At 66.4% G+C, this 13,496-nt stretch carries 13 protein-coding genes; 3 read left to right on the forward strand and 10 right to left on the reverse strand.

The window, feature by feature from the left end; translation table 11 throughout:
* Nucleotides 1-19 precede the first annotated feature (19 nt).
* From E4J16_RS13240 to E4J16_RS13250, 3 genes are all read right to left on the reverse strand, one after another.
* Nucleotides 20-880 carry a carbohydrate ABC transporter permease gene (locus tag E4J16_RS13240; protein WP_240038477.1) on the reverse strand — a complete coding sequence of 287 codons (861 nt, stop codon included), beginning with the start codon at nt 878-880 and terminating at the stop codon, nt 20-22.
* 44 nt (nt 881-924) lie between these two features.
* Entirely contained in the window at nt 925-1,770 is an 846-nt protein-coding gene (locus tag E4J16_RS13245; RefSeq protein WP_136191829.1) for a carbohydrate ABC transporter permease, read from the reverse strand.
* 150 nt (nt 1,771-1,920) lie between these two features.
* On the reverse strand, nt 1,921-3,270 hold the full coding sequence (locus E4J16_RS13250) for an ABC transporter substrate-binding protein (protein WP_136314264.1): 1,350 nt from the start codon (nt 3,268-3,270) through the stop codon (nt 1,921-1,923).
* A 370-nt stretch (nt 3,271-3,640) separates the two neighbouring features.
* On the opposite strand from E4J16_RS13250, the gene E4J16_RS13255 reads away from it, so the two are divergent.
* The gene (locus tag E4J16_RS13255) at nt 3,641-3,868 is read left to right on the forward strand and encodes a toxin-antitoxin system antitoxin subunit (protein ID WP_136314265.1); all 228 of its coding nucleotides are present in this window, start codon (nt 3,641-3,643) and stop codon (nt 3,866-3,868) included.
* Nucleotides 3,865-4,260, forward strand: a complete 396-nt coding sequence (locus tag E4J16_RS13260; protein ID WP_240038159.1) for a PIN domain-containing protein — start codon at nt 3,865-3,867, stop codon at nt 4,258-4,260. The genes E4J16_RS13255 and E4J16_RS13260 overlap by 4 nt, the downstream gene beginning before the upstream one ends.
* Before the next feature lie 245 nt (nt 4,261-4,505).
* Here E4J16_RS13260 and E4J16_RS13265 read toward each other — a convergent pair whose 3' ends face one another.
* From E4J16_RS13265 to fbaA, 7 genes are all read right to left on the reverse strand, one after another.
* Nucleotides 4,506-4,733: a hypothetical protein gene (locus E4J16_RS13265; RefSeq protein ID WP_136314266.1), complete on the reverse strand. Its 228-nt coding sequence runs from the start codon at nt 4,731-4,733 to the stop codon at nt 4,506-4,508.
* Between the two features lie 192 nt (nt 4,734-4,925).
* Nucleotides 4,926-5,519 carry a hypothetical protein gene (locus tag E4J16_RS13270; RefSeq protein WP_136314267.1) on the reverse strand — a complete coding sequence of 198 codons (594 nt, stop codon included), beginning with the start codon at nt 5,517-5,519 and terminating at the stop codon, nt 4,926-4,928.
* On the reverse strand, nt 5,516-6,814 hold the full coding sequence (locus E4J16_RS13275; protein ID WP_136314268.1) for a DUF7224 domain-containing protein: 1,299 nt from the start codon (nt 6,812-6,814) through the stop codon (nt 5,516-5,518). Before E4J16_RS13275 ends, E4J16_RS13270 begins: the two co-directional genes overlap by 4 nt.
* Entirely contained in the window at nt 6,811-7,584 is a 774-nt protein-coding gene (locus E4J16_RS13280) for an ABC transporter ATP-binding protein (RefSeq protein ID WP_136314269.1), read from the reverse strand. The genes E4J16_RS13275 and E4J16_RS13280 overlap by 4 nt, the downstream gene beginning before the upstream one ends.
* A gap of 500 nt (nt 7,585-8,084) precedes the next feature.
* Entirely contained in the window at nt 8,085-8,795 is a 711-nt protein-coding gene (locus tag E4J16_RS13285) for a response regulator transcription factor (protein WP_168709518.1), read from the reverse strand.
* 4 nt (nt 8,796-8,799) lie between these two features.
* Nucleotides 8,800-9,894, reverse strand: coding sequence for a sensor histidine kinase (locus E4J16_RS13290; protein WP_136314271.1), 1,095 nt, complete (start codon nt 9,892-9,894; stop codon nt 8,800-8,802).
* A gap of 1,842 nt (nt 9,895-11,736) precedes the next feature.
* Nucleotides 11,737-12,786 carry a class II fructose-bisphosphate aldolase gene (gene fbaA / locus E4J16_RS13295; protein WP_136191840.1) on the reverse strand — a complete coding sequence of 350 codons (1,050 nt, stop codon included), beginning with the start codon at nt 12,784-12,786 and terminating at the stop codon, nt 11,737-11,739.
* A 240-nt stretch (nt 12,787-13,026) separates the two neighbouring features.
* On the opposite strand from fbaA, the gene E4J16_RS13300 reads away from it, so the two are divergent.
* Complete coding sequence (locus E4J16_RS13300; protein ID WP_136191841.1) at nt 13,027-13,464, forward strand: Hsp20/alpha crystallin family protein; 438 nt, start codon at nt 13,027-13,029, stop codon at nt 13,462-13,464.
* The last annotated feature ends 32 nt before the right edge of the window (nt 13,465-13,496 follow it).

The following is a 13,496-nucleotide window of genomic DNA, read 5'->3' on the forward strand; positions in this document are numbered from 1 at the left end:
CGACGGGAGGCGGGTGCCGTCAGCCCTTGACGGCGCCGGCGGCCACGCCCTCGACGATGTACTTCTGGCCGAAGGCATAGAAGACGACGATGGGGATGATGGCGAGCACCAGCATGGCCATCTGGGCGCCCATGTCGCGGTTGCCGTTGGAGCCGACGAGCATCTGGATGACGATCGGGATCGTCTTGTAGCGCTCGTCCTGGCCGATGACCAGGTTCGGCAGGAGGAAGTCGTTCCACACCCACATGGCGTTCAGGACCGCCACCGTCACCGCCGTCGGCTTGAGCAGCGGCATCACCACCCGGAAGTAGCTCTGCAGCGGGGAGCAGCCGTCCATGTAGGCGGCCTCCTCGATCTCCAGGGGCACGGACTTGATGAAGCCCGCGAACAGGAACACGGACAGGCCGCCACCGAAGCCCAGGTAGAGGATGATCATGCCCCACGGCGTCGCCAGCCCCAACATGTCGGCGATCTTGACGGTCGGGAACATGACCAGCTGGAAGGGGGCGATCATGGAGAAGGCGAACAGGTAGTAGATCAGCGAGGTCCACCAGGTCTTGACGCGGGTGATGTAGTACGCGGTCATGGCCGTCAGCAGCACGATCACCGCCACCGAGCCGACGGTGATGAACAGCGACCAGCCCAGGGCCCGGGCGAAGCCGGACAGCTGCAGGCCGGTGATGTAGTTGGTCAGCCCGGCGAAGGTCTCGCCGGTGGGCAGTGAGAAGGGCGAGTCGGAGATGAAGAACTTGCCCTTGAAGGAGTTGATCAGGATGAACAGCAGCGGGACGATCCAGATCAGCGTCAGCACCGCGAGAAACGCGGTGAGCAGGTTCTGGCCGACCGTCTGCTTGCGGCGGGCGGGCTTGGAGGACCGCATCGGCTTAATGGCGGTGGAGCCCATGGGGGCGAGAGTCTCGGTGCTCACGCGTCAACCTCCTTGGCGCGGGTCGCGCGCAGCTGCAGCACGGCGATGACGGAAACAATGATGAAGAAGATGACGGCCTGCGCCTGGGCGATGCCCTGCTTGCCGACCTGCTTGTACATCAGGTCGACGATGTTGAGCGCCGCCATCTGGGTCTGCTTGAGCGGGGCGCCGTTGGTCAGGGCCAGGTTCTGGTCGTACATCTTGAAGGTGTTGGCCAGGGTGAGGAACAGGCAGATGGTGATCGACGGCATCACCATGGGGATAGTGACGTTGCGCAGCGTCTCCCACTTGCCGGCGCCGTCGATCTGGGCCGCCTCGATCAGCTCCGGCGGCACGTTCTGCAGGCCGGCGATGTAGATGATCATCATGTAGCCCATGAGCTGCCAGTTGATGAGCAGGATCAGCCCGGCCATGCCCAGGCGCCAGTCGTTGACGATGGTCTGACCCCAGTGGCGCAGGATGGCGTTGAGCATGACCTGCCAGGTGTAGCCCAGCACGATGCCGCCGATCAGGTTCGGCATGAAGAACACCGAGCGGAACAGGTTGGTGCCCCGCAGCTTGCGGGTGAGCAGGTAGGCCAGGGCGAAGGCGCCGAGGTTGACAGTGAGGATGGAGATGGCTGAGACGACGGCGGTGAAGCCGAGCGCCTTGACGAAGCCGGTGTTGCCGGTCAGGGCGGTCTGGTAGTTGTCGAAGCCGACCCACTTGGCGTTGGTCAGCGTGGTGAACTTGGTCAGCGACAGGTAAAGGCCCATGAAGAAGGGCACGATGAAGGCGATCAGGAAGGCGATCAGTGTGGGGCCGGTGAATACGAGGAAGTACTTCTTGAGTGACTTGGTCATGAGTGTCTCGAGGGGTTCACTGGGACTGAAGCTGCGGCGTCGGGCCGACTGAAGGGGTACGGCGGGCGGCGCCCGGCAGTGTCACCGGGCGCCGCCGTCGTCGTTTCTCGCTCAAGCGAGGGGCCCATCAGTGGCCGCTTGGAGGAGTCGTCAGGCGCTCTTCTCGGCCTTCCACTCCTCGACGAAGTACTTCTTGACGTCGTCCCAGGACTCATTGCCCGCGGCGTACTGGGCCAGGTGCTGACCCACCTGGTCCTTGAAGTCCTGACTCGGGTAGGTCTGGAAGACCCAGTTGATCGGGTAGAGCTCGTCGTTGTTCAGATACTCCACGACCTCGGCGCCGAGCGGATCGGCCGGCGCCAGCTCGGCGAAGGCCGAGTACGGGGCGGCGGAGACCACGGAGTTGTCGGTGAGCAGCTTGGCCGCCTCGGCGTCCATGAACAACCAGTTGAGGAAGTCGATGGAGGCCTGCTGGTCCGCCTCGGGGGCCTGGGAGTTGACCGACAGGTAGTTCTCGGTGCCCAGCGCAATGCCGGACTTGTCCTCGCCGTCCACACCGATGTAGATCGGCATGAAGTGGATCTGGTCCTCCTTGACGACGTTGCCGTCGACCTCGGAGATCTGGGACCAGGCCCAGTTGCCGTTCTGGACGAAGGCGGCCTTGCCGAGGGCGAACTCGGCCATGGAGTCGGAAACAGTCTTGGAGGACAGCGCGGAGGGCTCGACCGTGGAGTTGTTGAGGTAGAGGTCGAAGATCTGCTGGTAGTTGTCCGAGTAGGTCAGCTCCAGGTCGGGGGTGTCGGTGACACCCTTGTCCTTGAACTCGTAGTACACGGGGTAGTTGGACAGGTGGGTCTGCCAGCGCCAGTCCTCGCCCGGAGACAGGGAGGTGGAGGCGAAGACGCCGTCGATGCCCAGGTCGCCCTTCTTGGACTGCATGTCCTCGACGACCTCCTTGAGCTTGTCGAAGCTCTTGATCTCATCAATGGAGGTGGCCTTGGCGCCGTCCATCGCGAAGTACTTGTCCAGGATCTCGCCGTTGTAGATCAGGCCGTAGCCCTCGGTGGCCAGCGGGGAGCCGTAGACGGTGCCGGCGTCGTCGGTCAGGGCCATGGAGGGGTCGGTGAGGTCCTTGACGAAGTCGACGTCGGACAGGTCCAGGGCGTAGTCCTGCCAGGTGGCCAGGCCGACCGGGCCGTTGATGTTGAAGATCGTGGGCGGGTTGGACTTGGCGACCTCGGTCTGGAGGGTCTGCTCGTAGGTGCCGGAGGCGGCGGTAACCACCTTGACCTCGACGCCGGTCTTCTCGGTGTAGGTGGAGGCGATGGTCTTGAAGGCCTCCTCGGCCTCGGGCTTGAAGTTGAGGAAGTAGACCGATCCCGTCCCGGAATCGCCGGAGCCGGAGTTGGAGCCGGACCCGTTGGAGCAGGCGGCCAGGGTCGCGGCGAGCGCGACCGCCGCGGAGCCACCGAGCATGGAGCGACGGGTGATGGGTCGCATGAATGTCCTCCCTTGGACGTGGAGTTGTCGAGCCTGAGGCCCGGGTAGAGAGTAGCTGCCAATCGTGAGCCATAGGCCGCGGGGCGGCCCAGCGCCGACGGCGGCCATGACCGCCTCATTACACACGAGACCACGACTTGCTGCAAGCCTTGCAAGCAAAATTCTGGACTCATCCGAGCAAACACGGGGTTTTACGCAGCCTCATGCCACGTCCCGTGATCGTATTGCAAGGGATGCGACATCGGATTGCAGGCCCGTCCGTCCCGCTTCCGGCATCATGGGCGCGGCCGTCCGAGGGTGCCGCACCAACGTAGCGCGCCGGCGAACAGCCCCGCCGTAGCAGCCCGCACCCGGGCGGTATGATTCCGGTATGACTCAGAAGATTGCGGTAAGCCTACCGGATGCGCAGGTCAGCTCCATCCGGCGTGCGGTTGCGCAGGGGCGGGCGGCCTCGGTGTCCGGGTACATCAGCGCGGCGATCGCCCGTGCCGAACGCGAGGACGGCCTGGCCGAGCTGCTCGACGACTTGGACCGCGAGCTGGGCCCGGTCGACGACGCCGACCTGGCCTGGGCCGACCGCGCCCTGGGCCTGGCGTGAGCACGGACGGCGAGGTCACGGGCCTGACCCTGGACACCGGGGCGCTGCTGGCGCTTGAGCGCGGCGATGCCAGAATGCGGGCCCTGCTGCGCCGGGCAGTCGAAGCCGGGATCGCGCTGGCCGTGCCCGCGGGCGTCGTCGCCCAGGCGTGGCGAGGAGGGCCCCGCCAGGCGCGGGTCGCCCGGCTGCTCGCAGACCCGGCGGTCCGGGTGATCCCACTGGACGACGTGACGGCGCGGGCGGTCGGACTGCTGTGCGGACGCAGCGGACACCCCGACGTCGTCGACGTCCATGTGGTGCTGCACGCCCGCGAGCAGGGCCACGCGGTAGTGACCTCGGACCCGGACGACCTGCACGCCGTCGCCCCCGCGCTGCGACTCATCACCGTATAGCCCGCCGACGACGTCGAGGCCGCCTGGGCGGCGCAGGGCTCGCCGCGCCGGTTTCGACACTTTGCGTCCTACTACGAGCTTTTGCACCCTGGTGTGCGGGCACACCCATCGAATCAGGACACAAAAGCTCGTACCAGAGGTGAAGCACGTGTTCCTGCATCATGGGCGTGGCAGGCCAAGGTCACCGCGCCAGCGCCGGGCGCAGGCACCCCGCTGTCACCCCTACTCCCGAGAGGCCGTGGCACTCAGTCGTCGCGGTGGCGCATCCAGTACAGGTAGGAGTACACGCCCATGACACCGAAGAAGAGCGGGTAAAGCCAGACACGCGGGGTCAGCCAAGCCTCGATAGACAGCAGGTTGCCGTTTTCCAGTCCCAGAAGCACCCGCGCGACCAACAGCGACCAGAAGAACTGCGCCACCACCCGCCCCGGCGCAGGCCGACGGCGCTGCGTGCTCTCGCCGGTGACGCTCATGGGGGCTCTCCTTAGTCCGAACTCATCACAGTGTACCCGGCAACTCACCGCCACACGCGGGCGTTTCCACCACCATCGGATGCACCCCGACACTTTGCGTCCTACTACGAGCTTTTGCACCCTGGTGTGCGGGCACACCCATCGGATCAGGGCACAAAAGCTCGGACCAGAGGTGAAGCACGTGTTCCTGCATCATGGGCGCGGCAGACCAAGGCCACCGCGCCAGCGCCGGGCGCAGGCGAACAGTCCCGCCGTCAACAGAGCGACGGCAACCGCCCAGGAGCCCGCCTCGGTGACCGGCGCCTGCCCCCAGTTCCACGACGTAGGCGCGCCCGCCGGATGCCCGAACCAGGCGATGACAAAGAAGCCCGCCAAGGGCCCGATCGCGGCCAGGGACTCGCGCAGCGCGCCAGCGACCAGCAGTGCCAGGCCGAACCAGGCCAGGTAGGCGCGTCCCGCCTCAAGTGCGCACATGCCCGAGCGGGGCAGGGATGCCGCCGCCACAAGTACCAGTCCCAGCACTCCCATGCCAGCCAGATGCAGCCAACGGGCCCGGGCGAGAATGCCGACATCCCCGCGGTCCATGGCCGGGACCGGGGAGGCCAGACTGCCGACCGCCAGCACCGCGATGAAGGCATCGAGCACCAACAGGTAGGGCACGGCCACGGGGTCGCCGCGGGAGACGAGCGTGAACATGTTGGTGCCGATCACCGCACTGATGACTGCGAGCACCGCCATCACCGCACCCGCTGCGAGTAGTCGACGGGAGCGCACGTAGAGTCTCACCGACACTGCTCCGCGGCAATGTCACGCATGGTGTCAAGGCGCGCTTGGATCCAGGCGTTCTGCGTGGCTTGATCGGACTTGGCCACGCGAGCGATCTCCGCGCGGTCGATGTCTCTGGTGTCCCCCATGCCGGCGGGGCGGGTGTCGGCGCCTTGCAGGTGCAGTTCGATCAGCCCCTGGAGTTCGCCATAGGCCCGATAGAAGTCTTCGACGCCAGGATCCGCGTCCGTCGGCAGGCAGTCGACCGGCACCACGGAACCAACGATCAAGCCTGCGAGGTCGTTCGCAGCGAACCAGACGGAGTCGGACTCAATGGTGAAGTTTGAGGCCCCCGGCTCCAGCCCATAGGCACTTACGTGGTCGGGGAGCTCCAGGCCGAGCACCTCCGCCTGGGCGCTGGCGCGTTGGGCAAGCGTGGCCAGCGCGGGCAGGCGGGCAGCGTCCTCGGGCCACACGCACAGCTGCAGCTTCGTGTCGGTGGTGCACACGGGATGCTCGGGAATAGCGCGCTCGACCATCAGCGGCGGACCGGTCAACACGAGGCCGGTCCCGAGCACGCATACCGCACAGCCCGCGGTGACTGCCGCTCGGGTTCGCCGGGGCCAGGGGAAGGCGGCGTGCTCGCGGCGGGCTCGCAGGGCGGCGAGCAGGTTCGGCAGCGCCAGGGCGGCAGCAACCACAATCGCAGCCTCGACGACGGCCAGCGTGACTCCTACGGGTGCCAGTTCCACCCAGGCGTGGCCGGAGAGGAACACTCGGGTCAGCCGACTCTCTGGCGTGCCCACGCCCGTCCCCTGGGTGGTGATGAGCCTGAGGAAGCAGGCCAGGACGGCGACCACGGGCGCGAACCAGGCCGGGCCGCCAAGTCGGCCCAATAGGACGCCAGCAGCCAAACATTCGCTTACCACGGCCAGGGCGATGATGAGGTACGAGGGCCATAGGAAGCCCGCCGGGACGAATGCGGACAGGTTAACCACCACGGCGCACGCGGCCCCAACCGCAACCACTCCCGCACCCGCCAGCAGGTAGGCGGCCAGCAGCGGTCCGGCCCAGGGCTCACCGCCGTTTCGGGACTCACGTTCCCCGCAGCGACGCCGCACCTCCCAGGCTGCCGCCCCGGCCAGGGCGGGACCGAGGTAGTACAGCGGGGCGGTGATGGCCGCCGATGCCTCAGGCCACACACCCTGCCACTGGTGACGATCGCTGAGCATCAGCGCCACCAGTCCCACTGCGGCCAGGGGCGCCACACGTACCAGCAGGGAGCAGCGCAGTTCTATGCGCAGCACGCCGCTCATGGCTGCTCCTGGCTGAGCACACTCATGTAGCCGCGCTCAAGCTGGTTGTCACCGGGAACCTCAGAGGTCGCTCTCGCCTCCAACTGCGTGGTGGTGCCGCGGAAGCGGACCCGCCCGGCGTCAAGCACTATTATCTCGTCGCTGAGTGCACGCACGTCCTCGACCAAGTGGGTGGCCAGCACGGTGGCAGTGTCTTGCAGTTCCTCGACCAGGCCGCGGAAGGCGATGCGCTGGGCAGGGTCCAGGCCCACGGTCGGCTCGTCGAGGAGCAGCAGAGCCGGGCAGCTGACGAGTGCGGCGGCCAGGTGGACACGCTGGACCATGCCGCCGGACAGTGTGCGCAGCGGCCGCTTGGCCTGACCGGTCAGGCCCACCCGGTCGAGCGCCTCCATGCAGGCCTCTCGCCGTCCGCGCGCGGGCAGGCCCTTGGTCCACGCCGCGTACTCGACGGTGTCAAGGGCGCTGAATCCCGGGACCGACGCCGGGCGCTGGGGCATGAGCGCGAGCCGACGCCGGGCCCGGCGGGCGGCGGAAGTGTCAGTGACCGGGATTCCGTTGACCGTCACAGTCCCCGTACTTGGCGCCAGTTCACAGGCCATGATCGACATGAGCGTGGTCTTGCCGGCGCCGTTGGGGCCGAGCAGTCCGAGTACTCGCCCCGCGCCGATCTCCAGATCGAGCGGGGCGAGTACTTGCAGCCGGCCGAACTCTCGCGATACGTGCGCCAAGGCGACGACGGACTGAGAGGACTCGGCTGATGAGGATGTCATCCGCGGTACTCCACCCAGTTGCCGCTGTCCTGAACACGTCTCCACGCTTGCCCCGTGTCAAACGTAGTTATCGCGCCCTTCGTGATCGGGCGCCAAGCCCCCGTGTAGTCCGACTGGTTGGCTCGTGCGACATGCACGCGGTACCGTCCCGAGTACTCGGCCGGATTGCACTTCCCGGCCCAAGCCGTGTTCCACCATTGCACATAGCAACCGTGCGTACTCGCGCTGGTACCAGCGAACGCAGACGTCGTCGTCACGGCACCGACCGAAGGAATCAGCAATGCCGCAATCAGTGTCAACCGCAGAATCTTCCTGATGACTGATACTCTAGTCACTTCAATCTCCTCTCTTATCTAGAGGCCCTTCGCCGCTCAATCAAGTTTCCACGCAAGCACCCTGTCGCTAACATCGACGAATGTTAGCGATCTGGCCGCACCTAGCAAGTGTGGAACGTCGACATGCGCACTGCAGGTGGCCCATTGCCAACTCGGCCGATGCCATCACGCCGAATCACCCGCCACCAGCCCGAGGCGGTTGGCCTTGACCGCGAGTTCGGTTCGAGAGGAGCAGTTCAAGGTTTGGAGGATCTCCGAGAGGTAGGTACGTACGGTCGCCTCCGTGTGCCCAGTCCGCGCCGCCACCTGCCGGTTGGTCAGTCCCCGAGCCACCAAGTTGAGCACCTCGGCATAGCGGGGAGAGAGCGCTTCGGCGCGGTCGAGGAACTCAGCGTTGGCCTCCCGCTCGGCGGCCCGCTGCCGGAGGCTCTGCGCCGCGACTTCCAACGGCTCCGGCCCGAGAACCGTCTTGCCCGCCACAGCATCGCGCACAGCGGCGATGATCTGCTCGATGTCCATGTCCTTGGTGAGGAATCCCTGCGCGCCCGCGCCCAGGGCCTCTGCCAGGCGGGCCTTGTCCTCAAAAGCGGTCAGCATGACCACGACGACTCCGGGATGACGCGTGGCAATCGCCCGAGCCGCCTCAATGCCGTCCATCCTCGGCATCTCCACATCCACCAGCGCCACGTCCACCCGGTGCAGGTCGAGCTCGCGCAGTGCGGCGAATCCGTCCTCGACGGCCGCTACGAGTTCGATCCCCGGTTGATCGGAGAGCATGGCCGCGTATCCCTCACGCACGAGGGAGTTGTCCTCGGCGAGTAGTACCCGCAGGGGCGGGCCTCCCGACGGCAAAGCGGCATTGGATGAGGCGGTCATGTCGTCAGTCTCCCCCCGTGTCACCGGCAGACTCCACTCCCACACGGACATCGGCTCCGCCATCCGGCTCTGCACCCAGGCGCACCGGTACGCTCGCTCCGAGCAGCCAACGATCGCCCGCGGGGCCGTATACCACCTTGCCGCCCAGGCGCGCCGCACGCATGGCCAAACCGCTGAGGCCGGTACTGCCGCTCATGCCCTGCCTGCGCATCTCTTCTATTGTGGCCGACTGCCCGCCGCCGGTCTGCCTGGCCGAGGAAACCTCGAGGTTGATATGATCACCAGTCTGCTCGATTTCTACCACTACCGTAGATCCGTCCGGCGCGTACTTGAGGGCGTTGACGGCACCCTCACGCAACGCCAGTACAAGCAGGGTCTGCGACGGAGGATCAAGGTCGCGCAGCAGCACGTCCCATGACACCGACGAGCCGGCCTCGAACCGGACCCCTCTTGATTCCAACATCCGGCGGCACTCGGAGACCGCGGCGCGCAAATCGATGTTCTTACGTTCCGTCACAGAATCCGGTGTACGCAACCCGTCCATGAGACCGCGCAGATGCGTCATGGCCTGCTGCCCGGCGTCCACAAGGGCACGCGCACGGTCCTCCTCGGAGCCGGCGGGCAGATCCCGGGCAAGACTCTGCCCCGCCACCACGACCTGGGCCAGGTCCGTTGCGATCGAATCGTGTAGTGTCAGCGCGATTTCGGAGCGGACCCGCAGCTCCTCGTTCTCAAGCTCCAAGCGCAGCCGCGCCTCCCGCTCCGCCAGCTCAACGAGCCTGTGTTCGTACTGCCGCAGCGCCATGCCGACAATCACGGCAATCGACATCAGCAAGGCCTGCGCTTGTAAGAACCACATGGGGTCCTCAGCAGAAGCAGCACCAACCAGTGTGTGCGCTATGACGGCGACTGCTGCGGCAGCGTCCCAGCGCCGGGACAACCAATCCACTACCACCAAATGTAACGCGATCGAGGAGACTAGCACACCAGCGGACAGCAATTCGTCCACCACACTACAAATGACTACCAGTACTCCGGCAAGCCGCGGAAACCAGCCCAACAGCGCAGCACCCGATACCATCAGGAGCGTCAACATCACTACGAGCGCCTCCGGCTGGCTCCCGGTCCAAGCATTCGCATCAAACATTAGGAAACACACGCCAAGAACCGCGTAGGTGATCTTCTTCCCCCGCGCCATCCCAGGAACGCCCACCGGACGTTCGTCCGGATCCCTACGTATCAACGTCGATGCACACAGCAACCAGGGAATAACACGCATATCACATCGCGTCCGCCGTCGGGTTCGTTCTCCGGGGAATATACCGCCAGCACTGAAGACGCATCCGCCGCCACCGGCTCTGCCGTCACCTGTGGTACCGCACCGCCCACCAGCGCCGCCACCAGCAGCATCACGGCCGTAGCCCGCCTCATCATCGTGTGCTCCATTCATCTCGCCATCGAGCGTTGTCCGAGGTCATTGTCCCCGGTGAGCCGCGCCGACGCCATCGACGAATGTCGGTGCCCATCACCCGGACAGCAGGGCCTCAGGGAGAAGGTTCTGGCCACTCCCGGCACACCCCGTTGCCAGCAAGCGCTATTTCACAGCGACTACGGCCTCCGCCGGTGCAGCGCCCCGCTCGCTCCTCGCACCGATCTGGATTAAAGCAGCAGGTAACGCAATCCCAGTCCACAGGCCACTGCGATCAAGACCGCGACGGCGACCATTACCGTGGCACGACGACGAGACATCAGACCTCCATCAAGCATGTTGGCAGCCGGATCGGACCGGAGCCGCGCTGCTATTACAACTCGGTCATGCTCGCGCACATGTGTCAGATGCCCAAGGCACCGCAGTAGGAGACTTCCCAGTGGAGTCTCCTACTCAGGCACGAGCCCCGGGGCGGATCGGTGGCCTGTCAGCAGTCCTACCGGCGAAGTACGGCGGGGCCGCGAACCACTGCCGCGCCGCAGGCGCTACTGCGGCCAGGGCCATTGCCAGCAGAATCCCCGAGCCCAAGACAGTCAACCCCATCCACGGCAAGCGCCGGCCGGGCAAGAGATCGGCATACACCACCCAAACCGCCAGGTGATGAACCAACAGCACGACCGACCCGCCGATCACCCCTGCTATGAATGCTCTCCACATCCGAGTGCTCCATGCGAGCACGGCCAGCAGCCCGAAAACACACGCCGCCACCAGTACCACGCCTCCAACCCCGAGGAAGGGCAGTCCGTGAACAAGATCAGCATCGATGATCTTTGGGGCCAGCCACGGCCCGATCTCCAATACTCGCCCCCCTTCTGGATACATCACTTCCCAGAAGGTGAACCACGCCAGGCTCAGCCACGCTCACCCAAGCTCGATCACCGCGAACAACATCAAGAACAGGGATGCTCCTACCCCCACGGATACGGCAACAGGTTGAGCACGCATACCCCTGCGCCCCGCCATCGTCGCCGCGACGCCCGGCGCGATCACCAGCGCCAGCAGCACCACTCGCAAGGCGATATCGACAGCGCTCCAGTCCGAGGCACTCGGCTCTAGCTGGGAGGAGGCGGGACCCGCTGCCAAGTCTTGGAGGATCGGCACACCGAGACCAAGCAGTCCTGCCGCTGCGCTCGCCGGCCGCCGCCGCCCCATTTGAGCCAGAGCCACCACCTCTAGCACTACCGCGGCGGGCAGCCAGCCGGGCTGGTTCAGGCACTGTGTCGCTGCGACACCAGACCGGGCGGAACGATCCCCACCAAACACGGTTGTGGCCCCGACACCGCATGGGTGCCGGGGCCACAGCCAGTATTCGCAGCGCGTTCAGGCCGCGCCGAGGAGCGTTACCGCACCATGTGCAGTTCCTCCCCCGCCGTGCCGCACCCGGCCGAAGCCGGACTACGCCGCGCCCGCTGCCCGCGAGCTCGCCGGGCGGGCGCGCCGTCGTCGGGCCGATCAGCGCTTGGCGGAGCCGACGGAGCCGAGGCGCTCGCAGGCCTCGACGACGCGGGCGGCCATGCCCTCCTCGGCGGCCTTGCCCCAGGCGCGCGGGTCGTAGGTCTTCTTGTTGCCGACCTCGCCGTCGATCTTGAGGACGCCGTCGTAGTTCTTGAACATGTGGTCCACGACCGGGCGGGTGAAGGCGTACTGGGTGTCGGTGTCGACGTTCATCTTGATGACGCCGTTGCGCACCGCGGTGGCGATCTCCTCGTCGGTGGAGCCGGAGCCGCCGTGCATGACCAGGTCGAACGGGGAGTCCTTCACGCCTACCTTGGTGGACAGGCGGTCGCCCAGGCGGGCGGCGACGTCCTTCTGGATGTCACCCAGGATCTCCGGACGCAGCTTGACGTGGCCGGGCTTGTAGGAGCCGTGCACGTTGCCGAAGGTCAGGGCGGTGATGTAGCGGCCGTTCTCACCCAGGCCGAGGGCCTCGATGGCGCGCCAGGCGTCGTCGGCCGTGGTGTAGAGGTTGGCGTTCTCATCACCGGAGATGCCGTCCTCCTCGCCGCCGACGGCGCCGATCTCGATCTCCAGGACCGTGTTGGCGGCCTTGGCACGGGCGAGCATGTCCACGGCGATCTCAATGTTGTCGTCCAGGGACTCGGCCGAGCCGTCCCACATGTGGGAGTTGAACATCGGCAGCTCACCGCGCTTGACCTGCTCCGCCTCGATCTCCAGCAGCGGGAGGATCCAGGGCTCGAGCATCTTCTTGGGGCAGTGGTCGGTGTGCAGACCGATCACGCCGGGGTAGAGGTCGCCGACGGCGCGGGCGTAGGCCGCGAAGGCGATCGAGCCCTTCACCCGGTCGAGGCGGGAGGAGCCGGACCAGTAGGCGGCACCGCCGTTGGAGATCTGGACGATTCCGTCGGACTCGGCGTCGGCGAAACCCTTGAGCGCCGCAGACAGGGTCTGCGAGGAAGTGACGTTGATCGCGGGGATGGCGTACTTGCCGGCCTTGGCGCGGTCAAGCATGTCGGCGTAGGACTCCGGGGTTGCAATGGCCACTGGGTGCCTCCTGAAGAAAGTGAATAGTCAGTGGTGCGGTGCTGATTCTGTCACGGATTCGGGCGCGCGTGAACCGGATCATGGTCCCGTTTGGCCACGAGGGGCCGTTTCACCGTCGGCGATGACCCGGATCACTCCGCCAACCCGGGTGCGACAATGGAGCCGCAGCGATCGGACGCGAAGACGCCCACCGCTCGACTCTCGGAGACTCCGAGGCCGTAACAACTGGAGGTGGTTGACATGGCAACATCATCCTTCGACCCGTTCCGCGACCTGGACCGCTGGCTCACCGGCGGTATGGTGCGCACCCCCGCGTCCGTGGGCATGCCCCTGGACCTGTACCGGGAGGGCGAGACCTTCGTGGCCCGCATCGACCTGCCCGGCGTGGACCCCGCGACGATCGACGTCGACGTCGAGGAACGCACCCTGACCGTACGGGCCGAGCGCCCGGCCACGGAGGGCGCGGACGTGCAGTGGCTGGCCCACGAGCGCCCCACCGGCACCTTCGCCCGGCAGCTGACGCTCGGCTACGGGCTGGCGCTGGACCGCATCTCCGCCCAGTACACCGACGGCGTGCTCACGCTCACGATCCCGGTGGCTGAGGAGGCCAGGCCCCGCAAGATCGAGGTCACCCACGCCCCCGCCAACCACCCGGTCATCGAGGCCGACAACGCCTAAGCGCGGCGGCGCCCCGGCACTCGCGCGGCGGC

It is taken from the genome of Actinomyces procaprae (assembly GCF_004798665.1).
Lineage (GTDB): Bacteria > Actinomycetota > Actinomycetes > Actinomycetales > Actinomycetaceae > Actinomyces > Actinomyces procaprae.